Here is a 21,091-nt window from a genome sequence, read left to right as displayed (position 1 = left end):
TTTCAAAGAACTAATATGAATGACCTATATAGTGAAATATGAACAAAACAGGTAGATACCTCAATTGAGTTATCTACCTGTTTTTATTTATCCTTTTCTCTGCACTCGTATGATCTGTTAATAAGTCGGATATGTTTTGACATGAGTCATTTTTTATCAAGAATATTGAGTATCCCTCGGGATATATGTTAAATCTGTTGGTTATCCCCAAACTTCCTCTGCGATCTCCTTAACAAGAGCAAGCTTTGCCCACTGTTCCTCCTCTGTGAGCTTGTTGCCTATCTCGCAGGAAGCGAAGCCGCACTGTGGGCTAAGGCAAAGTCTGTCAAGTGAGATGTATTTTGCAGCCTCGTGGATACGGTCGATAACAGCCTGCTTGTCCTCAAGCTCAGGCTTCTTTGATGTGATAAGTCCGAGGACTACCTTCTTGTCGCCGCTTACTGCTTTCAAAGGTTCAAAGCCACCTGAACGCTCATCATCAAATTCAAGATAATACGCACTTACATTTTCGCCTGCGAAAAGTGTTTCAGCTACACTGTCATATGCGCCACTGCTTGCATATGTTGAGTGGAAGTTGCCACGGCAAACGTGAGTTGTGATAACAAGATCCTCAGGCTTGCCATCGATAGCAAGGTTGTTTATTCTCAGCAGAAGTCTTTTTATATCCTCAAGTCCTGCGTCGTCAACTCCAAAAATAGCCTTTGCATTAGGGTCAACTATCATGCCCCATGAGCAATCGTCAAACTGAATATTGCGGCAGCCTGCTGCATAAAGGTCAGCGATGACTTTTCTGTAGCCCTTTGCGATATCCTGAACAAGCTCTTCTGTATCGTTATAATACTTCTTTGTGTTCTCCAGTGCGAAAGGCATTATCATCTGCTCAAGAAACTGTGCAGGTGCAGGGATAGTCTGCTTTGCGACTGTATTCTCGTCCTCGAGAGCCTTAACAAATTTAAAATGCTCAACAAATGGGTGGTCGCCAACTGATACCTTGCCTGTGAGGTATGTATCGTCTATCATTGCTGCCTCGCCATGGAAAGGCAGACCTGTCTGTGTCTTGCTGTGACCAACGCCGTTGAAGCCCCACATAAAGTCAAGATGCCATGTTGCTCTGCGAAACTCGCCGTCTGTGATGATATGATAGCCAGCCTTTTTCTGTTTTGCAACGAGGTCAAGGATAGCCTTATCCTCTACCTCTTTAAGCTGCTCGGCTGTGATAGCGCCGTTTTCAAAATCTGCTCTTGCCTTTTTCAGATAGTCAGGTCTGAGAAAGCTGCCCACAAAATCGTAGCGGCATGGTGCTTTGATATTATTGTTCATTTTCATTACCTCTTTCATTTTACTATAGTTTATTTCCTATTGGTTTGCTGGTATTTAGTATAGCACGAAAAAAGGCGATAGTAAAATATTTATTTCTGTGGGATAGATATAGTTTCAAACTATATCGGATCGAATAGTTTGCTTGACTTTGGGGCATATGGTGTGGTATAATGAATAATACGATATAGTTAGACGATAAATCGAGATTAGATAAACAAAGGTATGTAATATGATAAAAATTGTGTGGTCAATAAAAGATATAAATAAATATCAAACAGGAAACTTACCCGATAATGCAATAAAGATAGAAACGCCTAAGAGCGTCGATGAACTGATGAAAAAAGCGTTGCCGATAGCTGTAATTCTATGTGTTTTACTTTTTGCCGCTATGCTTGGTAAAACCATTGTGTGCAAGGTGGTCGTGATCTCTCCAATATTTATTCTGGTGGGATTTGCTTTAGGCTTTTTATTGTTGATAATTCACGAGTGGTTACACGGAATCGTTTATCCTAAGGACGCAGGTGTAACAATAGGAAGAATTAAAGGAAAGACAACATTTGTGGCATTAGCATCATATCCATTAAAACGAGATAGGTTTATATTGATGTGTCTGCTGCCTTTTGTTCTTGGGGTGGTTCCTTTTATATTATTTTTAATTAGTCCTGCCGAATTTAGAGTATTTAATGGATTGAATTTTGGTATGGCGTGTATGGGTATGGTTTCGCCATTTCCAGATGTTTATAATGTCCTTACCGTTCTAAGGCGCTCTGAAAAAAACGATTCAATAATGTTCTACAAAAATGATATGTACAAGATCTCTTGAATTTCCAGACTAAGCTTTACACATATATTCCACCGATACAGCCCCCTCTGTATCGGTATTTTTCTGTCCTTACCGCCTTCCATCGCCCCAATTCTATTGACATTTCCACCTTGTTGTGCTATCATAAAAGTTTACGAGTTAGTCATAACTAGCTATATGATACCGCAGAAGTAAGATAGATAAGAAAGGCGGAACATAAATGAAAAGTTCTGCAATAGTAAAAAAGGCACTGCATAAAGCGGACGGCGTTTTGTATCCTGTTGCAGGCAGGAAAGATAAATTAGTTATCACAATGTCAATTTACAACGTCATGCAATGAATTTTTTTACTTTTATCATGCTTTTTGTCCACCTAATTTTTTTGAACAATCATGCTTTTTCTGACATATTATAAAAATGAAAATGCAAACGCAGTCACACTGATCTAATGCGTTTGAGATATGGAGGGTAATTTATGTCAGAAAAGTATTTTTTGGGCGCAATGACGCAGAATGGGTTTTCCACGGAATTTGGCAAGATAATGGCTGATAAGGAGTATTTCACATTCATACTCAAAGGAGGTGCAGGCACGGGAAAATCTTCACTTATGAAAAAGATAGCCGCTGAGTTTGAACCGACAGAGGAAGTCACTAGGTTTTATTGTTCCTCTGACCCTGCTTCCCTTGATGCAATCGTTCTGCATACATCAAAGGCCATAATCTGCGACGGCACTGCGCCACATGTTATGGAATGTTCATATCCAGGAGTTTGTCAGAAAATAATCAACTTAGGAGAGTATTGGGACGAAGAAAAGCTGAAGACCTTCAAATCTGAAATAATCGAGGTCACAGACAAAAACAAGTCGCTTTTGGCAAGAAGCAAAAGGTTTACCACTGCCCTGTCTAACGTTTGCTTCGATACCTACAATTGCGGTGAAGGCTGTCTGCTGGAGGAAAAGCTGAAAAGCTTCACAGAACGATCAGCAAAACGTCTTCTAAACAAAAAAGGCTCTGGCAGCGGCAAAACTGATCTTAGACAGCTGACCGCTTTGACAGAATACGGCTGTATGACGCAGCTTGCCACTCTTGACAGCTACCTTGACGTGTTCGCCATGAACGATGATTATTATGCCGCTTCCCACAAGTTCGTCACCCTCATGGCACAGCAGGCTGTAAAGCGAGGTTACGATGTTATACTCTGCCCTGCTATCATATTTGGCAACACCCTTTACGAGCATTTGCTTATCCTGGAGGCTGGCATCGCATTTGTGATAAATTCCCCTATAAGCAAGCTTGACGGCTTTGAAAAAGCTATCAACATGGGCAGATTTTATGACAAGAAAAAGATCTCAGCCCTGAAAACAAGACTGAGATTAGATAAAGTCACCGCCTCCGACCTTGCAGAGGAAGTGTATTCAGGCATCAAGAAAGCCAAGAAAGTCCATGACGAGATAGAAAAGTATTATATCGCCGCAATGGACCACGCCGCACTTAATAAGGTCTGCGACAGCATTTCAAGGGAAATTCACGAAAGGACTATAAAATAGTTTTCCACATTCCGTCGTAAGGCGCAGGCTCAAAGCCCATTTTCTTATAAAGTGATATGGCTCTGCCGTTTTCAAGCTCGACTTCAAGTCGGATACGGCGGAGCTTTTTGTCGCCATTTTCCTCGATATACTTAAAAAGCTCCCTGCCTAGACCTTTTGAGCGGTATTCCTCCAGCACAAAAAGCTCGTCTATCCATATAGTAATACCGCCTGCTTCAACTGAATATGTTTTCATTGTAACACAGTAGCCAACATTATTGCCGTCACAAACGAGCATATAACCTTGCACATACACATCAGACCTCATCATTTCATCGAAGCCCTGCTCAAAATGCTCTCTTGGAACAGGCTTGTCCACCGCAGAAGAATTATAGAACTCAGTGGAAAATCTGATATAATCTTCCCTGTCCTCAGGCACAAATTTTCTTATCATTTTTTATCTCTCCGTTTCTTTGGTATTAGCCTATTATAGCATTTTATTTACCAAAAGTCAAATGCACAAATTTTGTTGCAAAAGTCCATATTATATGATATAATTATTTTGGATAGTTTTAATCATATTTGTGAGGATACATAATGAAATATACTTTTGATTGCGACCGCTGGGGAAGCAGTTTTTCAGTGCCGTCTAAAGTGGTCGATAAATACATAAAATTAAGTGATGGCGACTTTGTAAAGGTACTTCTCTGCATACTCTGTTCAACGGAACGTGAATGCGACAGTGCAAAGCTTGCGGAAAAGTCCGGGCTTTCTGAGAACACTGTCATTGACGCTGTGACACACTGGGTATCACTAGGAGTCATCGCCACAGAACACAGTGATACGGCAAATCCTGCACAGGTCAAAGCCGTTTCTACACCTGTTTCAGAGCCTGAAACAAAGGCCGAGCCTGTTTCAAAAGTTGAGGCAGTTGCCCCGAAACGTCAGAGCGTTTCAAACAAGCTGTGCATAAGATACAAAAATTCCGAGATACTGGAAAAACAGCAGAAGGACCCTAACCTTGCACATCTTTTTGACGAGATACAAACCGTTTTACAACGCACTATCAATGGAACTGAGCAAGGGGAACTTCTTGCTCTTTATGAATATTACCGATTTGATGCTGCATCTATTCTCTTAGCCGCAGAATACTGTGTGTCACTTGAAAAGCACAACGTGTCTTACCTTGTGACAGTAATGCGTGGGTGGTTTGAACAAGACATCTGTACTTATCAACAAATTGAGCAAGAAATAATTAGGCTTTCCAACATAAAAAAGTATGAATTCAAGGTACTGAAAATTTTCGGACAGACCGCAAAGCCGTCAAAGCAGCAGCTTGAGTTTATAGAAAAGTGGCGAACAATGGGCTTCACTGTTGAAATGCTGGAGATAGCCTATAACAAGTGCGTTGACAATACCAACAAACTGAATTACAAATATATAGACACTATACTGTCAAACTGGGCTGGCAAGAGCATCAGTACCCCTGAACAGGTCACACACGAGGACGAAAAGTACCACACCTCCAAGAAAAATAAGAATACTAATAAGCAAACTTCCTATGATCTTGATGATTTTGAAAAATTCGCAATGAATTTCGATCTAGAAAAATCAGGAAAGCTATGATAAGGAGTAGAAAATGAAATATTCAATAAGCGCATATGACAAGGCTGAAAATGAACTTAAAAGACGGCGTGAAGCTGTCATGAACGAGCATGAGGTTCACGCTCAGGAGATAGCACAGCGACTTCCTGAAATAGAGGTTCTTACAAGATCACTAAAAGCAAATAACTGTGAACTCATGAAGGGCATAGTAGGCAAAAATGCTCATGGAAGAGAATATATACAAAAAATGCGTCAAAACAATGCCAATACTAAACGTGCCATTAAAGGGCTGCTTAAAATGGGAGGTTATCCTGAAGACTACCTTGATTATCACTATTACTGTCCTAAATGCTGTGATTATGGCTATCGTGACGGAGTGAAGTGCAAGTGCTTCACCGACTTGCTGAAAAAATACACCACTGAGGAGCTTAACGAGAATTGCAGTATCCAGCTCCACGATTTCTCTGAGTTCAGAATAGAATTTTATCCTGAAAGCGACGGTAACGGAATGTCACCGAGAGAGAAAATGAGAACGGTGTATTCAAACTGCCGTGCATATGCTGACAAATTTCATGAAAACTCTCCATCACTGTTTTTCATTGGCAAAACAGGTCTTGGCAAGACTTTTCTTTCAGCCTGCATTGCAAATGAACTTATACAAAAGGGCTACAGCGTCATTTTCGCCTCTCTGCTGAAGCTTCTCAGACAGATAGAGGACGAGCATTTCGGCAGAGCTACAGGTCAGACACTTGACATCATAGAGAATGCCGACCTTGTTATCCTTGACGACCTCGGCTCAGAATTTCAAACGAGCTTTACAGATTCCGTGATCTATGAAATAATCAACGAGCGTATCAACCTTGGCAGGCCAACGATAATCTCTACCAATCTCACCAATGAAGAATACAATGCAAAATATAATGAGCGTATAGTTTCGAGGCTCACAGGCTGTTTCATGCCTATTATGTTTGTGGGAAACGATATTAGACACGTAAAGCTGAAAAATAATCTTTAAGGGGTAAAAAATGAAAAAAATTAGGGGAACTTTTCTTTCTATACCGGTGCTTCTGCTTGCAAACGCACCTGCGCTGTGGAAACTTATTGACATAAATTCTCTGCTCAAAACGCTTATCATCATACTTTTGACACTATACACCTTGGTTTTCATGTTAAAATCACATGGACGCAGAGGTTCTCATGGAAAAATCCGACGGCTTGATTCCGGAGCGTTTGTACTTGGTTGCGGTGTTTTGCAAAGCGTTATACAGCTTATAATAGTGATAGTGCTTTGCTTTACAAAGCTAAACGGTTGGCGGCTTCTTGCAAATTCACTTTGCGCTTATGCTATAACAACGCTTTTGTGTCTGAGTGGCATTGCGCGGATAGCGGCTTCGGCACGTCAGGTGAAAATACTGTGGTATGTTATTCTGTTATTCACCTGGTACATACCACTTGTGAACTGCATCGTGTTCAGAAAATTCTACAAGGCAGCGAGAAGTGAATACTACTTCGAGCAGGCAAAGCTTGACCTTGACGCTGCACGAAAAGAGAACGAGATATGCAAGACAAAGTATCCTATACTTATGGTGCATGGCATATTCTTCCGTGATTGGCAGGTAATAAACTATTGGGGCAGGGTACCTAATGAACTTATTAGAAATGGCGCAGAGGTCTATTACGGCAAGCAACAGTCTGCCAACAAAGTATCCGTCAGTGCAACTGAGGTAGCTGAAAGGATAAAAGAAGTCATTGCAGAAACTGGCGCAGAAAAGGTCAACATAATCGCACACTCAAAAGGCGGGCTTGACTCGAGATACGCTATCTCTCACCTCGGCATGGACAAATATGTGGCAACTCTTACCACCATAAACACGCCACACTATGGCTGTAAATTCGTTGATATGCTTCTTGGAAAGATACCTGAGAGCATACAGAGCTTTGTTGATAGAAAATACAACAAGCTTTTCACTGCTCTGGGTGACAAAGACCCAAGCTTTTTAGATGGCGTTTATGACCTGACTTACAAAAACTGCTCTGAGCTTAATGCAAGCACCCCTGACAGCCAGTTGGTTTCCTACCGCTCCGTCATGAGCAAAATGAACAGTATACGTTCCGCAGGTTTTCCGTTAAATATCGGCTATCTGCTCAACAAGCCATACGGCAAGGGCAATGATGGGCTAGTAACAGTTGAGTCGGGACTATATGGTGAAAACTCCAAGATGATAGAACACAAGGGCAAACGTGGCATTTCTCATGGCGATGTTATCGACCTTTTCAGGGAGAACATCAAGGACTTTGACGTGAGAGAATTTTATGTAGATATAGTAAAAGAGCTTAAAGAACAAGGCTTCTGATAAAAAAGCACCCGTATCGCACATGATACGGGTGTTTTGCTATTTTCTGGGGCGAATTAAATATTTCATTCTGAAACGCTGTCTGCCCTTGATAGTTTTGCGATTGAAGTTTGCTATCTTCCCATTAAACGCAGACATCATTCTAAGCTCATGGGTTGGAAGCTCCTCCTCACCATAAAACCGACAGTCTGACAGACTATCGGTCAAAACTCAGTTATCTATTTTTGTCACATTGTCATAAACTATCTTATATTTTTCGCAGACCTTTTCATAATCCTGCTCATAGCCTGACAGCTCACCGTCCCTAAGATCCTCTGTAAGGTCATAGCTCGCCTTGTAAAGCTCATCAAAGCCAAGATTGCTGCAAATGCCTTTGAGGGTGTGAGCCATACGGAAAGCTTCCTTGGCGTTTTTCTCCTCTAAAGCCTTGCACATATCCTGAAAAGTTGTATCATCAGCAAATCTTTTTGCAAACTTTGTTATCATTTTCTCACTGCCGAAACGTACCAGAACGTTGTCATAACTTGCGCCAATGCTTTCATAAAATTCTCTAGTAGTCATCAGGACACTCCTTACAAATCATATCATCTCTTATTCTACACCCTTTGCAAGCTCGTTCTGAATATCTTTAAGACATTCGACAAGCACAGGGTTGAATGTGCCGCACTCTCCGTTTAGTATCAATGCCATAGCCTTTTCATGAGAATACGCCTTTTTGTAAACTCGCTCGCTGACAAGTGCGTCATAAACATCGGCGACAGAAACTATCTGAGCCGATATCGGTATCTCGTCGCCTTTTAGTCCGTCAGGATAGCCCCTGCCGTCATAACGCTCATGATGCCACCTGCATATGTCATGGGCTATCTTCAAGAGTGGCTCGTCACGGAACTGCTCAAGACTTTCAAGCATATTCGCTCCGATAGCGGAGTGAGTTTTCATTATCTCAAACTCCTCTTTTGTTAGCCTGCCGGGCTTATTGAGTATCTTATCGTCAATGCCTATCTTGCCGATATCATGGAGTGCCGCAGCCATTGGTATGAGAAGCTGCTCAGTGCCGCTGACAGTATACTTGTTTGTGCGCATGGGAAGCCTATCCAAAAGCAGCTCCGTTATGCGCTTTATGTTCACCACATGGCTTCCACTCTCGCCGTTTCTGAACTCTACTATCTGGCTGAGTATGCTTATCATCATACGGTTGTTTTTATCTTTTTCATACATCTGGTCGCTGACAAGGGAAATAAGTCTGCGCTGTTTTGCATAAAGCTTAATGGTATTGAACACACGCTGATACACAACGCGTGAATCAAAGGGTCTGCTGATATAATCAGAAACGCCAAACTCATATGCTTTTCTTATAGAGGACGCAGAATCCTCGCTTGATATCATTATAACAGGGATATCATCTATCCAATGATGTTCCGCCATATAGTCAAGGACTTCAAATCCGTCCATTTCGGGCATGATTATATCTAAAAGCACAAGTGAAATTCCAGTGCCATACTGACTAAGCAGGTCAATACACTCCTCGCCGCTTGCCGCCTCATGTATGATATATTCATTGCCAAGCATTTCAGAGAGTATCTCTCTGTTTATATTTGAATCGTCAACAATAAGTATCTCCTGCTTTTGAGGCTCACCGACAACACTTTCGTGACCATCTGTGACAACTGTATCTTTCTTTGTCTTTGCCTGATACATAAGCTTATCAGCCTTGCTGACAGCTTCGTCAAGGCTATTGCCATCAGAGAAAACGCCGCCGACGCTTGCTGACAGACGTATATTTGAATACCCTGGCACAGTTGCCGCATGGATATTTCGTTTTATCTTCCTGAGCTTATGGGCAAAATCGTCCTCCTGAATACCAGGCATGACAAGCAAAAACTCGTCGCCACCATAACGCACAAGCACATCAGATTTTCTAATACAGCGCCTTATAGCATCAACCACTGTCACAAGCACCATATCTCCTGCGTCATGACCGCATGTATCATTATAAACCTTGAAGTCGTCAAGATCTATCATCGCAACACCCGCAGGCACATGGGACTTTTTAAGCTTATCTTCAAAATATCTCCTGTTGCTCGCACCTGTCAATGCATCAGTATACATTGCCTTATGATATTTTGACAGCTTATTCATTATCTTTTCTCTGTCCTGAACACCCAGCAGAGAGTCCTCATCAAGCTTTTTGATAAGCTCCATAACATACGGCTTTCCGTCAATCTGAACATACTTTGAAAAGACCTGATAAATGTCAGTTCCCATAAATTCAAGCTTAGTTCTCGGCTTTTTATCAATAAAAGTTTTTAAGGATATACAGTTTTCACAAGGCTCGTCCACTTTCCAAAAAGAAAAACACTGACATGGATTTTCAACGCAGCCGATCACTCCATGAGGACCATCCGCTTTCAGAAGCCTGACAAAATCAAAAGTTTTCCTGAGAACGTCAATTTCCTTTTCTATCTCCGAAGAGGTAGAACTCAGTTGGCTTTCGCTGTTATCATCGCAGGTCCATAATTTGTACACGTCCATATTCACGTTCTCCTTACGCTTAGTGTAGACTTATTGTTGCTTTTTTTACTTTTTTCGACATTATTAACTGATTTATTATACCACACCTCAATCACATTGTCAACCGAACGATACAAATTATAATATTATTCATAATATTAACTCATTCATATTTCTAACGACTTTGCTCTAGTTTTTCATATATTTATCGTCATTCATAAAGTAAATATGGCACTCCACCTCAGTTTCCTCACTGAGCGAAAGCATTTTTCTGAGTATCTTTTCGTAGAAATCAAGCTGTGGACGATATGTCTTTAAAATTCTCTCCTCAAAAAGCTTTCTGTCGGCTTCTTCCTGTATGTTGGTCTTATAGTCGATTATGATAAAGCTTTTGTCTGACATTTTAAGCACAAGATCCATAACTCCGTTGCTGTATTCATTGCCGTCCATACTGTAGAATGGAAGCTCTGTATACACCGCCTGCGCAGTTTTGAGTAATTTTTCGATATCCTTATCTTTCAAAAAACTGTGAAGCTGATAGTTGATATAGTCCTTATAAAAGCTCTCAGAATCCTGCGAACTGCACTCGTCCTCAAAGTCGAGATACGCTCTGCTGACAATCTTCTGAATTAGCTCATTCTGCTGTGGCGTTTCGTTATACGGAAACAGCTTTCCACTCATATTCACCGCAAGCTCAAAGGCACGATGTACCATATGACCGATATCTATGCCCTTTGGACGTTCATAAGACAGTTTCTCCACTCCACTTGGTATAGTGACCTTTTTGCCGTCCTCAAGGTGGCTAGGAGTGATTTTGCTAACATATTTCTCACTAAGCTTTTTAACGCTTTCATCAAAAGCATTTCGGCTGTTATTCACCTCGTCGAATATATCCTTGACGTTTATCTGCGCCGCCTGCACAGCACTTTGCGCTGTGGCATTGTTTATCTGCGGCAGTTCTCTGCCTATTTTGCTCATTGTAAGTTTGTCGATCACAGGTTTTTTCCGTTCAAAAGTATACACAAATATAAAAGCCTGCTTTGCTCTTGTGGCCGCAACATATTCAAGCCTGAGCTGTTCGCCAAAATATTTATCCTCTGCCTGCTTCCTCTCATTAGGATAGAATGTCAGATAGTCCATATATGAATAATCGCTTGTTTTCAAAGGTACATAGACCTGTCTTTTAGCCACAAGGTCGGTGTACTTTTCTCCGCTGAATTTATGATTTTTAGCCTCCGCCATAATAACGATATTTCCCTCAAGACCCTTTGCCTTGTGAAGATTCATGAGCCTTACGCAGTTCTGCTCACTGCTGTCAAGGATAAGCTCTTTTTCTTTCAGCACAGAAAGCTCGTTTTTCATCATGTCCATAAGCTCATCGCTTCCTGCAAAATCCTGTTTTTCCCATTTTTCAATAAGATAGATAAGATTTGAAAGCTCATATTCCCTGTTGCTGGTATTATCGAAAAGAAGCTCAGGAAAATCAAGTATCTTATAAAGCTTCGCTATAGGCTCATTGACAGTATCGGCAGACGCCTTTACTGCAACAAGCGTGGCGTCATTGCTTTCACAGTTTTGTTCATAATTGTCTACGTCAATTTCAGCGTCTTCAAAATCGATGCTGTCAGGCCTACATCTCCAAAGGATAGAATAAGCCTTTTCCTTTGCGGTAGGACTGTAGCTTTCAAAAACGAACTCTGCAAGAGCAATAAATCTTTTCAGCACCAGACTGTTTTTCTGAGGACGTTTGCCCCACATTGTATATGGTATGCCACGATCTGTCAAGACCATTGAATAAAACTCCATTTGAGTTGTGTTCCAAAGAAGCAGAAGAAAATCACTGTATTTTATAGGTCTTTCCACGCCCTTGTCGAATATCTTTCCAACCTTCACAAGGTCTGAAATTATCTTAGCCACACTTTCAGCACCTGGATCTTTGACAAAATACGCCCCTCTGATAACATCGTCGGAAACAGCCGCAGGCTTATCAGCCTTTGATATCATATTGCTGTATGTCATACCATATTTGCCGTTTATTTCAGGCTGGAACTTTTCATTTACCCAAGCTATAAGCTGCTCATCAGAGCGGAAGTTGTAATCAAGTGAGAAAAACCCGCAGTTTTTCTCATTATTGTTCTGGAATTTGGCTTTCATTTTGTTATAAAGCCTGATATCAGCATCACGGAAGCCGTAGATAGACTGTTTAGGGTCGCCCACCGCGAACAGCGCACCATCACGGAGCGGGCATTGCCATATATCACCACCTGCTATAAGCTTGCTGTCGTCTGCGCAAAGATACAGCAGAAGTTCAGTCTGCATAACATCAGTATCCTGAAACTCATCTATATAAATGCAGGAATACTTGTCTTTGAAAAACGCTCTTGCCTCACTGCTGTTTTTGAGAAGCTCGTGAGTGTGATACAAAAGCCCGTCATTTGAAACGCTCTCCCCGTCTTCACTCTCCTGATAAGCCTTTACAGCCTGCTCTATATACGTTGCCGTCTTGTTGAGTGCATATAGTGCATTTTCTTTCTTTACATTATCAAACCCACTTGGGCTGAAAATGGCCATGTTCTCATTGCTCTTTGGATGATCTTTCTTAATTTTAGTCTTATTAAAAGGCTCAAGGAACTTTTTGCAAGCTTTAAGATTAGCGCAGACTTTTACATAATTATACTTTGGGTCGTAGACATTCATATTATCAGGAAAAAACTTTGTCACATCACCAACAATAAAACCTGCTACATCTTCGTATTTTCCACTCAAAGCACCATTATAGAACGCACGCACAAGACTATCCCTATAGTTACACATTTCTTTATAGGCAAGCTTATTTATGGTGTCAAATGTCACACTGTCATAGCTTTTATCCCTAACAAACTCAACATCTCTGTATTCAGCACACTCAAGAAATGTTTCCATAAGAAAGTTTTTTACACGGCTGTCTCTGAGCTTATATTGATTGCTGTTCAGAAAGCCGAAATCTTCTATGTTCGCACCATTTGTGCGGTAATATCTCTCGAAAAAGTCAGCCTGTGCCTGCTTTGTTTCACCGTCCTCGGCAAGTTTTAATCCCAAATGCAGGTCAGCTTCAAAAGGCTGTTCTGACAGCATACTCAAACAAAAGCTGTGTATAGTGCTTATCTTCATGCACTGTAAATTCATAACAGCGTTCTCATACAGCTTCTTTTCCTCACCGCTGCATTTTGCGATATTCTCCGTAAGCCCTGCCTGTATCCTCTCATAAAGCTCGTTTGCAGCAGCGTTGGTGAAAGTTATAAGCACTATCTTTTCAACAGGTATACCTGCGCCTATCTGACCTATAACACGCTGTATTATAAGCCTTGTCTTACCTGCACCTGCGCCTGCTTCAACAAGGATATTCTTATCATAACTGTCTTTGTCTATTATATAGCTTCTTATCTGTTCTTCACTCATTCTGTTGCACCCCCTGAGCAAACTTCTTCATAAGCAGGACAAAACGTGCATGGAGTAATTTTATCATTCTTATTCACAATACACTTTTTAAAGCCCTCTTCTACTATTTTCTTAAATGTTATTGTTATCATGTTTTCGATTCCAGAATTATCCTTATTGTTAACTACATGGCAATTCCCTTTTTCAAGAATGAAAACGTAATCTGCGGCAACGATATCACTTTCGCTCACTTCTCCCACAGGCGTACAACCATTTTCAAGCGCAAGTGCATAAATATGATCCTGTGGGTCTTCTGGGAGCTTTTCCCTGAATTTTTTGATATCCTCCGTCTTGTAGTCAACTATCTGGTATGACACCTTTGTGCCGTCTATTATCCTGTCAAGGCGGTCTATCCTACCCATTATGGTGACTTCATACTCTCCTATCTCCACATCACCGTTGAACGGATACTCGACCTCAACGACCTCACGTTTGCCTGAGTGTATATCGCCGTGCAGTTCGTCAAGGTAAGCTTTGACACAGTTGTAATATTCCTCTCTCTCACTCTGCGCAACAGTCATATCCACAGGGGGATAGTTACGGAGATAGTTTTTAGAAACGCTCTCGAATATCTCATCAAGCGCCGCCTTGTCAACAGTTTCAGACACCTCAGCCGCACTTTTGCCTTTAAGCACAGTCTTGGCATAATTCTCCATTATCTCATGTATATACATTCCCTTGACATTGCCTTTGAGCCATGCACTGCGGTCTATATCCACCTCCTGCGGCTTTTCAACATGGGCAATACGCTCATAGAAAAACCTCAGCGGACACTGAAGCATAGTCGAAAGGCTTGTGGCAGAAATGATAAAATGTTTATTTTCGCACATTTCACGCAATATATCTATACGGCTTTCTCTTTGCTTATCAAGATACTCCGTAAGGCTTTTGCTTTGCTTCGCACCGTCATCATGAAGCCCGATTTTTTCTGCCTTGTTTAGAAAATCACTGTTTAATGATATCTCAGAACGCACGCTCACCTTGCGTCTGTCAGAAAGATAATCATACACTTCTATTTTGTTTACATCAATGCCCTTTTCAGCCGCAATAACAGTATACACTGCCGACGGGCTTTGCGCTCTTATTTCTACGGTATCATAAACACTACAGCTTACAACAAGGTTTGCTCTCTCAGCCATGAGAACAGTTCTCACAAGGTCAGTGAGCTTTCTGCGCTCGATAGCGTCAGAACAATGGTCACGGTTGCCGAAAAGCTGTTCTCTCTCCTTATCGTTAAGCACAGGTGACTCGTCCTGCATAACAGGAAATCTTCCTGTTGTCAGACCAAGAACATATATGTTTTTCATGAAAAGCGCAGAATACCGCCCCATAAGACAGCAGGTAACAGCGCCTTTTGATGCAGGCAAAGAATACCTTGCGTTCTCTGCAATATCGGTGATCTCAGTCATTGCTTCCTGCAAGCTAAGTTTCTTGTCATAGTCTGCATAAAATCTGTATCTGCCTATCAAAGCGTCCTTAACACTTGATATGGAACTTCTCTGCTCAGCGTTTGTACCTCTCACATACTCATTCACCAATTTCAGCACGCCACCGTAAAACTCTTTTGCGCTGACATTATCTTTTTTAAAGACATCATAAAAGACCTTGAACACCTGACTATCCCTTGTGCTATACCATTCAATGCCCCAGCCGTTTCCTGAGTTCTGTGCTTCAAGGAATATCCTGCCCTTGCTTTTGGTCTTGCCGTCCTCTACTTTCTCCTCATATTTGAAAACAGGCGAAAGCATTACATCTCTGAATAGGTCAAATCTATAGTCATTTTTGCACCATTTGAGCATTGCCCTGAAAAATGCAACAACGTCACTGTGTCTGCATGAAATGCCCTCAGGAAATTCCACGGGGACTTTGTATTGATCGCACATATTCATGAGCAAGTCCATATACTCATCATCTGGACACAGCACAACGGTATCGCAAAGCTCGTAACCACTGTTCACGATATGTAGAACAGTTCTCTCCACCTCGTTTGTTACGCCATAATTTCTCCAAAGCTCCGCCTTTTGTGCTAATTTTCTCAGACCATTCTGATACTGCTCATCGCTCATATCAGCCATGTTATCTATAACCGCAGGATCAGGCAAAAGCCCTATATACTCCGCTGTCAGCTTGTCAACTTCTATTTCTTTGTCATATGCAAAATGAACGCTGTTCACGTCTGCCTTACCAGCCTTTATAAGACCGCTGGCGATGCTTATGAGCTTTGCACTGTCATATAGTTTGCTGTCTGAAAGCTTATTTTCATACGCTTGAAAGATCGCACTCAGCGTGTTGATACGTCTGCTGTCCAAGGACAATGAATCAGGGCCTATACAGTTCATTCTAAGCTCTGATATTGTCTTGAATATCTCCATGCAGGCATTATGGTCATCGCTTTTAAAATAGTTTATACCGCTTTCATCAATAATACGTCTTACTATCTCACAGCCCTCAGCATTTGACAGTGTTATTATCCTGCTGTCCATATACTCGGCACTGGTTTCGATAATATGCTTTGCATGATCTGCGACTGTGTATCTTTCAAGCCTTATAACAATATTTTCACCGCTTGCGTTCTCCAACATTCTCTCGGCGTTGAGATAATCATTACATATGTAAACCTTTTTAGTCAAATGGTCTGCTTCATTACAGTCTTTGAGCCACTCTATAAAAGTCATTACGCTTTCTCCCCTAACATAAATTATCATAATAACATTTTACCATAACAGAAAAATCTTGTCAATCTACAATTAGCGTGTTTGTATACTTTTTTGAAACACAATATTAAAGAAAATTCATTGACAAAATCATACCGCTATGTTAAAATATACTTTGTAAAACTTGCGTGGATTTTTCCTGACAGTATGTCACTTTTCGCCACACAGCAAACAGGCTGTGCGGCTTTTTTTCTGCCCACAGACAAAGGAGTGTAAAAAATAAATGAACAGTGATTTCATGAAAACAAGACCGATCTTCCCTCTTCTGCTTTCAATGTCCCTGCCAATGGTGATATCAATGCTTGTAAACTCTCTTTACAACATCATTGACAGCTTTTTTGTGGCAAAGATAAGCGAGGACGCAATGACATCGCTTTCACTGGTGTTTCCTGTGCAGAATTTTATAAGTGCCACTGCTATCGGCTTTGGTATCGGCATCAATGCGGTCATTGCCATATATCTTGGTGCAGGCAGAAAGGAAAAGGCTGACATTGCCGCAACTCAGGGACTTGCACTTTCAGCGGTGCACGGCATTGTCCTCATGATAGTTTGCATACTCATAATGCCTGCATTTCTATCTATGTTCACAAGTAATAAAAACGTTGTAGATCTTGGCGTGCAGTATTGCAACATTGTATTTACATTCTCTCCTGCATTAATGCTTGCCATTGCATTTGAGAAGATATTCCAATCTGTCGGCAGAATGAAGATATCAATGTTCAGTATGCTCTGCGGCTGTATTGCAAACATAATCCTTGACCCTCTGCTTATTTTTGGCGTTGGATTTTTTCCTGAGATGGGTATAAAGGGTGCGGCACTCGCCACCGGTATCGGTCAGGTGCTGACCCTTGTCATATACATAATAGCATATCTTCGCTGTGAGCTTCCTGTTAAGCTTTCCGCAAAACACAAGCGTCCTGACGGCATGATAATCGCAAAGATGTACTCCATAGGCATTCCTGCAACACTTAATCTTGCACTGCCGTCACTTCTCATATCCGCCCTCAACGGCATACTTGCGGCATATTCACAAAGCTATGTGCTTGTTCTTGGAATTTACTACAAGCTCCAGACCTTTCTTTATCTACCCGCAAACGGTGTTATTCAGGGTATGCGACCAGTTATCAGTTTTAACTACGGAGCAGGCGAGAGGGAGCGTGTGAAGAAAATTTACCGCATTGTTCTTTACATGACAGGTGTGATATTGGCGGCAGGAACTATCATATGCGCACTTTTCCCAGCCAAACTCATAGGGCTTTTCACGGAAAACGCTGACACTATCGCCATAGGCAAAACAGCACTTCGCCTAATTTGTATCGGCTTTGTTATCTCCGCAGTATCCGTCACCTCATCAGGTGCGCTGGAGGGACTTGGCATGGGCATTCCGTCGCTTATGATATCTCTGTGCAGATTTATTGCGATAATACTGCCACTTGCGTTTTTCCTCTGCAAGCTCACGGGACCAACAGGCGTATGGAACGCATTCTGGATAACAGAAGTCGTCACCGCTTTGATATCTTTATTTATCTACAGATTTTCAGTTTCAAGGCAAAAAGATTTAAAATAAACACCGTTGCCATTCCACAATCACCATTTATTTCTGTTTAACAACTTGTAATTTTCAAAAAAAGCGTTGACATTTTACAAAAAAAGTGTTATAATATATCTTGCATGCCGCTGTGGTGGAATAGGCAGACACAAGGGACTTAAAATCCCTCGGGGTAAAACCCGTACCGGTTCAAGTCCGGTTAGCGGCACCAAGCTATAAAGTTCCGTAAACCCTTGATTTTACTAGGTTTGCGGAACTTTTTTATTGTCTTAATTGTCTTAAAATATATTTATACCAACACTAAAACTTTCACTCTTTTTCACTCTTTTTCCCTATCTTTCATATATTTTTACACACTTTTTACACACTTTACAGGCAAACAAAGACGAATTTAATATTTGCACATTAGATTTTATTTAAGCACATTACACAAAGTTTATGATAATAATAATCAAATTTTCTACATTTCATTTTTACTATTTTGTCTCAAATCATAGCAATAAAATGATAAAAAAAATAAGGGTATGCCACAACGGACACACCCTTATCTTCTGCATTTGTAACCAATTATTAGGTCGTACCAAATACAAATATGTTTCAACTCACTAGCTGTAGCAATACTACAACTGACATATATAATATAGCATAAAAAAATCTATTTGTCAAGACGTTACAAACTTTTTTTATAATTTTAACTAGCTATAAATTTGGCAATCATTTTACTGCAATGTAAATAAAAAAGGTGTATTCATAAAGAACACACCTTTTTCTTGCAACTTAATTAGTTACACATAGAATACAAATATATTTCAACTCACAAGCTATGGCATCGCCATAACTGACATTTATACTATATCAGACTTGTAGTGGTTTGTCAACACGTTTTACTATGTTTTGTATCATTGCACAAATTTGGCTTGTCATTTTTGCTGTTTTGTACATATAAATTTTATAAGACTTTTATAAGACTTTCATAAAACTCTGTCTTATAATTTTCTAATAAAATCCTTGTAATTTTTTAATAAAATCTTTATTTCATAGAAACCTATTCTTCCACTATCTCGTTAGCCCTTAACGATATTTTCTTTTTAACCTTTTCGCTTAACCCTTTAAACTGCGGTGTTATGCCAAATCCGCTTTCCATTATAACCATAGCATACGCATTTGCGTCGATCTCTGCACTTTGCAGATTGTATTGTTCAATGTCGGTATCTGTAGAATTAATATAGTTCTGGAAAATCTCAGGGCAATTCTTCATTTGCCATATGTGTCTTAACTCATGTGCGATTGAAAACATAGTATCAAGTGGTATTTTGTCCATACGATATTTAAGTACATTATCCGCAGGAACATACTCTGCTAGTTGTGTAGGTGTATGCAAAAACAATACTTCTTCAACTATCGGTTTAGTAATTTTCAAATTACTACATACTATTTCTATGAACTCAGAATAATTTACCATAAAATTGACCGCCTTTCGCTTCAGGTAATATTATTATATCTAATTATTTATATTTCGTCAAGCGTAAAAAATAGGGTACTAGATTAATTTCTAGTACCCTAAAATTATTTCTGAACCAATGTCAGAAGTGGGTAAATACCAAACTCAGCATTGACTGGTCTTGCGTGAATTGTTCTTTTATCAATATCATAATATCCGTAATAATTCATACCCGAATATGACGATAGCCACATTCCACCAGTAGTATCATAACCAAAGCCTGTTAAAGCTGTAGTAATTGGCTTGTTTGCAAAGTATGGTAACTGTGACTCCATGCCTGAATTATCATAGCAACCTGAAGTAACATAATGTCCGAAAATCTCAGGCTCACTTGGTAATCTAAGCGAATAAGATGTATAGCTATCACTAGAGCCATAGTTTTCCACACTTCTTCCACCACCATTGACATAAGTGTAACTTGTGGCTGATTTGTTAATCATAAGTGGTAATGGGTCTGAAAACTCGGCAAGATTATTTCCAAAAATATTTTTAAAATGCGCAGTATAAACAGGCATAACCTTTTGCTGAATGAATGTTTGAGAGTATGCGTGAACATCACCTAAACCTGTAGCGTTATCAATAACATTTGTTCCTATTGGTGACCCAAAAGGCATAAATGTATATGATCGTTTTCCACTTGAGGCTTTTGTAGTCCTAAGAAAATCCACAGCCACACATACAAAATAAGTATCATACTCTACCGTTTTTGTACTTTCTTCACCATTAATAATACAAGGAACATTTTCAATAGTTCCTTTTAATTTCAGTTCTGTACCAAGACCCAATTCGGAAATATCGCCACGATTTATTTGACCGAGAAGCCCATTTATATTATCTGGATCATTACAATTCCATGTTCCACCTGCGGTATGAGCATTACGATTTAATTCCCCCATGCGAACACAACTTCCACTCAGAATAGATATTTCATCTGTGTTTCTTTTAACCGAGGCGGTCAAATTTTCTATTTGACTTGTAATATCTGCCGTACCGTCATTGTTCATCAGCTCCGTTTGGTTCGCTAGTGGACTAAGCTTGTTATCAGTTTTATTATATATACTTACGCTCATTTAGTCTTTCCACCATCCTCGTTATCCTCGCTTTCATACGCTTGTCCTGTGATTTTCTCATACTGCTCAGGGGTTATCTTCCCTCTGTCGGCGAAGTCTTTGACCTGCTCAGCGGTGTACAGCCCTAAATCGTACAAGCGTTTGACTTTTCTATACATTGTCATTGTCCTCCTCAATCAGTGTGTCGGTCATCAGTGCGGTATATAGCACCTGCGCTTCTAGCTCATCCACCTTCGTGGCTTTCTTCGGCTGAAAATCGTCAGGGGTCAGCCCCAGTTTGTCAGCCATTTTCTTTTGCAAATCTGTCATATTGTACCTCCTACTTCACTCAGCTTCACAACGTACTCTTCCTCGCTTGGCACTGGTATTCGATAGCTGTCATTGCTGTTTTTGAACGTTATGCTACCCCCTGCTTCGACCTCGATGTTCCGTAGAAAATCGTCGTCAATCAGGGTTGAAATATCGGTTACGATAGGGTTCGCTAGTTCGTAATACAGGATAACACCCTGTATTGCCTGTTTGAATGCGGTGACGTCGGTGTAGGACGTATCGTTGACATAAACAAATCCGTCAACGTTTGCAGCAGCTGTTATGCCTATCACATTGGGTTTGCCCCACAATTCATCTTGCGTTTTTGTCGAATATTTTAAACACATGAAATTTG

General features: G+C 40.6%; 18 protein-coding genes and 1 tRNA gene. 7 read left to right on the top strand and 12 right to left on the bottom strand.

The annotated features are described in order from the left end of the window. Nucleotides 1-201: 201 nt before the first annotated feature. Nucleotides 202-1,320: a 5-methyltetrahydropteroyltriglutamate--homocysteine S-methyltransferase gene (locus OCV57_RS10460; protein WP_195249404.1), complete on the bottom strand. Its 1,119-nt coding sequence runs from the start codon at nucleotides 1,318-1,320 to the stop codon at nucleotides 202-204. 229 nt (nucleotides 1,321-1,549) lie between these two features. On the opposite strand from OCV57_RS10460, the gene OCV57_RS10455 reads away from it, so the two are divergent. Then, entirely contained in the window at nucleotides 1,550-2,143 is a 594-nt protein-coding gene (locus OCV57_RS10455) for a DUF3267 domain-containing protein (protein WP_267301501.1), read from the top strand. Nucleotides 2,144-2,596: 453 nt separating this feature from the next. After that, on the top strand, nucleotides 2,597-3,667 hold the full coding sequence (locus OCV57_RS10450) for an ATPase (protein ID WP_267301500.1): 1,071 nt from the start codon (nucleotides 2,597-2,599) through the stop codon (nucleotides 3,665-3,667). Here OCV57_RS10450 and OCV57_RS10445 read toward each other — a convergent pair. Then, on the bottom strand, nucleotides 3,657-4,100 hold the full coding sequence (locus tag OCV57_RS10445) for a GNAT family N-acetyltransferase (RefSeq protein WP_022287322.1): 444 nt from the start codon (nucleotides 4,098-4,100) through the stop codon (nucleotides 3,657-3,659). The two genes, OCV57_RS10450 and OCV57_RS10445, sit on opposite strands and share 11 nt — an antisense overlap. A gap of 143 nt (nucleotides 4,101-4,243) precedes the next feature. Between OCV57_RS10445 and OCV57_RS10440 the strand changes: the two genes are divergently transcribed. The 3 genes from OCV57_RS10440 to OCV57_RS10430 are packed head-to-tail and all read left to right on the top strand — an operon-like array spanning nucleotide 4,244 to nucleotide 7,605. Further along, nucleotides 4,244-5,272, top strand: coding sequence for a DnaD domain protein (locus OCV57_RS10440; protein ID WP_267301499.1), 1,029 nt, complete (start codon nucleotides 4,244-4,246; stop codon nucleotides 5,270-5,272). Nucleotides 5,273-5,285: 13 nt separating this feature from the next. Further along, nucleotides 5,286-6,266 (top strand): ATP-binding protein, encoded by a 981-nt coding sequence (locus OCV57_RS10435; RefSeq protein ID WP_038671544.1) that lies wholly within the window; start codon nucleotides 5,286-5,288, stop codon nucleotides 6,264-6,266. A gap of 10 nt (nucleotides 6,267-6,276) precedes the next feature. Continuing rightward, a complete protein-coding gene (locus OCV57_RS10430; protein WP_267301496.1) occupies nucleotides 6,277-7,605 on the top strand; it encodes an esterase/lipase family protein in 1,329 nt (442 codons plus the stop codon). 39 nt (nucleotides 7,606-7,644) lie between these two features. Here OCV57_RS10430 and OCV57_RS10425 read toward each other — a convergent pair whose 3' ends face one another. From OCV57_RS10425 to OCV57_RS10405, 5 genes are all read right to left on the bottom strand, one after another. Beyond that, nucleotides 7,645-7,812, bottom strand: coding sequence for a hypothetical protein (locus tag OCV57_RS10425; protein ID WP_267301494.1), 168 nt, complete (start codon nucleotides 7,810-7,812; stop codon nucleotides 7,645-7,647). Between the two features lie 3 nt (nucleotides 7,813-7,815). Continuing rightward, nucleotides 7,816-8,166 carry an Hpt domain-containing protein gene (locus OCV57_RS10420; RefSeq protein WP_117878444.1) on the bottom strand — a complete coding sequence of 117 codons (351 nt, stop codon included), beginning with the start codon at nucleotides 8,164-8,166 and terminating at the stop codon, nucleotides 7,816-7,818. Between the two features lie 30 nt (nucleotides 8,167-8,196). Further along, entirely contained in the window at nucleotides 8,197-10,137 is a 1,941-nt protein-coding gene (locus tag OCV57_RS10415; RefSeq protein WP_267301492.1) for a diguanylate cyclase, read from the bottom strand. Nucleotides 10,138-10,305: 168 nt separating this feature from the next. Further along, nucleotides 10,306-13,554 carry a UvrD-helicase domain-containing protein gene (locus OCV57_RS10410; protein WP_267301491.1) on the bottom strand — a complete coding sequence of 1,083 codons (3,249 nt, stop codon included), beginning with the start codon at nucleotides 13,552-13,554 and terminating at the stop codon, nucleotides 10,306-10,308. After that, the gene (locus tag OCV57_RS10405) at nucleotides 13,551-16,268 is read right to left on the bottom strand and encodes a PD-(D/E)XK nuclease family protein (RefSeq protein WP_267301490.1); all 2,718 of its coding nucleotides are present in this window, start codon (nucleotides 16,266-16,268) and stop codon (nucleotides 13,551-13,553) included. The genes OCV57_RS10410 and OCV57_RS10405 overlap by 4 nt, the downstream gene beginning before the upstream one ends. A gap of 262 nt (nucleotides 16,269-16,530) precedes the next feature. Between OCV57_RS10405 and OCV57_RS10400 the strand changes: the two genes are divergently transcribed. Both OCV57_RS10400 and OCV57_RS10395 read left to right on the top strand, forming a co-directional pair. After that, a complete protein-coding gene (locus OCV57_RS10400) occupies nucleotides 16,531-17,874 on the top strand; it encodes an MATE family efflux transporter (RefSeq protein WP_267301489.1) in 1,344 nt (447 codons plus the stop codon). 106 nt (nucleotides 17,875-17,980) lie between these two features. After that, nucleotides 17,981-18,067: transfer RNA gene (locus OCV57_RS10395), tRNA-Leu, on the top strand. A gap of 834 nt (nucleotides 18,068-18,901) precedes the next feature. On the opposite strand, the gene OCV57_RS10390 is transcribed toward OCV57_RS10395, so the two are convergent. From OCV57_RS10390 to OCV57_RS10370, 5 genes are all read right to left on the bottom strand, one after another. After that, the gene (locus tag OCV57_RS10390; protein WP_267301488.1) at nucleotides 18,902-19,276 is read right to left on the bottom strand and encodes a hypothetical protein; all 375 of its coding nucleotides are present in this window, start codon (nucleotides 19,274-19,276) and stop codon (nucleotides 18,902-18,904) included. Nucleotides 19,277-19,422: 146 nt separating this feature from the next. Further along, entirely contained in the window at nucleotides 19,423-20,427 is a 1,005-nt protein-coding gene (locus tag OCV57_RS10385) for a hypothetical protein (RefSeq protein ID WP_267301487.1), read from the bottom strand. Then, complete coding sequence (locus OCV57_RS10380; RefSeq protein WP_267301486.1) at nucleotides 20,424-20,585, bottom strand: XkdX family protein; 162 nt, start codon at nucleotides 20,583-20,585, stop codon at nucleotides 20,424-20,426. The genes OCV57_RS10385 and OCV57_RS10380 overlap by 4 nt, the downstream gene beginning before the upstream one ends. Then, nucleotides 20,578-20,736 (bottom strand): hypothetical protein, encoded by a 159-nt coding sequence (locus tag OCV57_RS10375; protein ID WP_267301485.1) that lies wholly within the window; start codon nucleotides 20,734-20,736, stop codon nucleotides 20,578-20,580. Before OCV57_RS10375 ends, OCV57_RS10380 begins: the two co-directional genes overlap by 8 nt. Beyond that, nucleotides 20,733-21,091, bottom strand: a 359-nt coding sequence (locus OCV57_RS10370; RefSeq protein WP_267301484.1) for a hypothetical protein, incomplete at its 5' end; no start/stop codon positions are given. The genes OCV57_RS10375 and OCV57_RS10370, both read right to left, overlap by 4 nt.

This window comes from Hominimerdicola aceti, assembly GCF_025567495.1.
GTDB classification, from domain to species: Bacteria; Bacillota; Clostridia; order Oscillospirales; family Ruminococcaceae; genus Hominimerdicola; species Hominimerdicola aceti.
This window is presented reverse-complemented; position numbering and strand designations above follow the sequence as displayed.

What these genes read in the sequence shown, in the direction of transcription:
- OCV57_RS10460 (WP_195249404.1), bottom strand. Translation starts at nt 1,320, where the DNA reads ATGAACAATAATATCAAAGCACCATGCCGCTACGATTTTGTGGGCAGC.
- OCV57_RS10455 (WP_267301501.1), top strand. Translation starts at nt 1,550, where the DNA reads ATGATAAAAATTGTGTGGTCAATAAAAGATATAAATAAATATCAAACA.
- OCV57_RS10450 (WP_267301500.1), top strand. Translation starts at nt 2,597, where the DNA reads ATGTCAGAAAAGTATTTTTTGGGCGCAATGACGCAGAATGGGTTTTCC.
- OCV57_RS10445 (WP_022287322.1), bottom strand. Translation starts at nt 4,100, where the DNA reads ATGATAAGAAAATTTGTGCCTGAGGACAGGGAAGATTATATCAGATTT.
- OCV57_RS10440 (WP_267301499.1), top strand. Translation starts at nt 4,244, where the DNA reads ATGAAATATACTTTTGATTGCGACCGCTGGGGAAGCAGTTTTTCAGTG.
- OCV57_RS10435 (WP_038671544.1), top strand. Translation starts at nt 5,286, where the DNA reads ATGAAATATTCAATAAGCGCATATGACAAGGCTGAAAATGAACTTAAA.
- OCV57_RS10430 (WP_267301496.1), top strand. Translation starts at nt 6,277, where the DNA reads ATGAAAAAAATTAGGGGAACTTTTCTTTCTATACCGGTGCTTCTGCTT.
- OCV57_RS10420 (WP_117878444.1), bottom strand. Translation starts at nt 8,166, where the DNA reads ATGACTACTAGAGAATTTTATGAAAGCATTGGCGCAAGTTATGACAAC.
- OCV57_RS10415 (WP_267301492.1), bottom strand. Translation starts at nt 10,137, where the DNA reads ATGGACGTGTACAAATTATGGACCTGCGATGATAACAGCGAAAGCCAA.
- OCV57_RS10410 (WP_267301491.1), bottom strand. Translation starts at nt 13,554, where the DNA reads ATGAGTGAAGAACAGATAAGAAGCTATATAATAGACAAAGACAGTTAT.
- OCV57_RS10405 (WP_267301490.1), bottom strand. Translation starts at nt 16,268, where the DNA reads ATGACTTTTATAGAGTGGCTCAAAGACTGTAATGAAGCAGACCATTTG.
- OCV57_RS10400 (WP_267301489.1), top strand. Translation starts at nt 16,531, where the DNA reads ATGAACAGTGATTTCATGAAAACAAGACCGATCTTCCCTCTTCTGCTT.
- OCV57_RS10385 (WP_267301487.1), bottom strand. Translation starts at nt 20,427, where the DNA reads ATGAGCGTAAGTATATATAATAAAACTGATAACAAGCTTAGTCCACTA.
- OCV57_RS10380 (WP_267301486.1), bottom strand. Translation starts at nt 20,585, where the DNA reads ATGTATAGAAAAGTCAAACGCTTGTACGATTTAGGGCTGTACACCGCT.
- OCV57_RS10375 (WP_267301485.1), bottom strand. Translation starts at nt 20,736, where the DNA reads ATGACAGATTTGCAAAAGAAAATGGCTGACAAACTGGGGCTGACCCCT.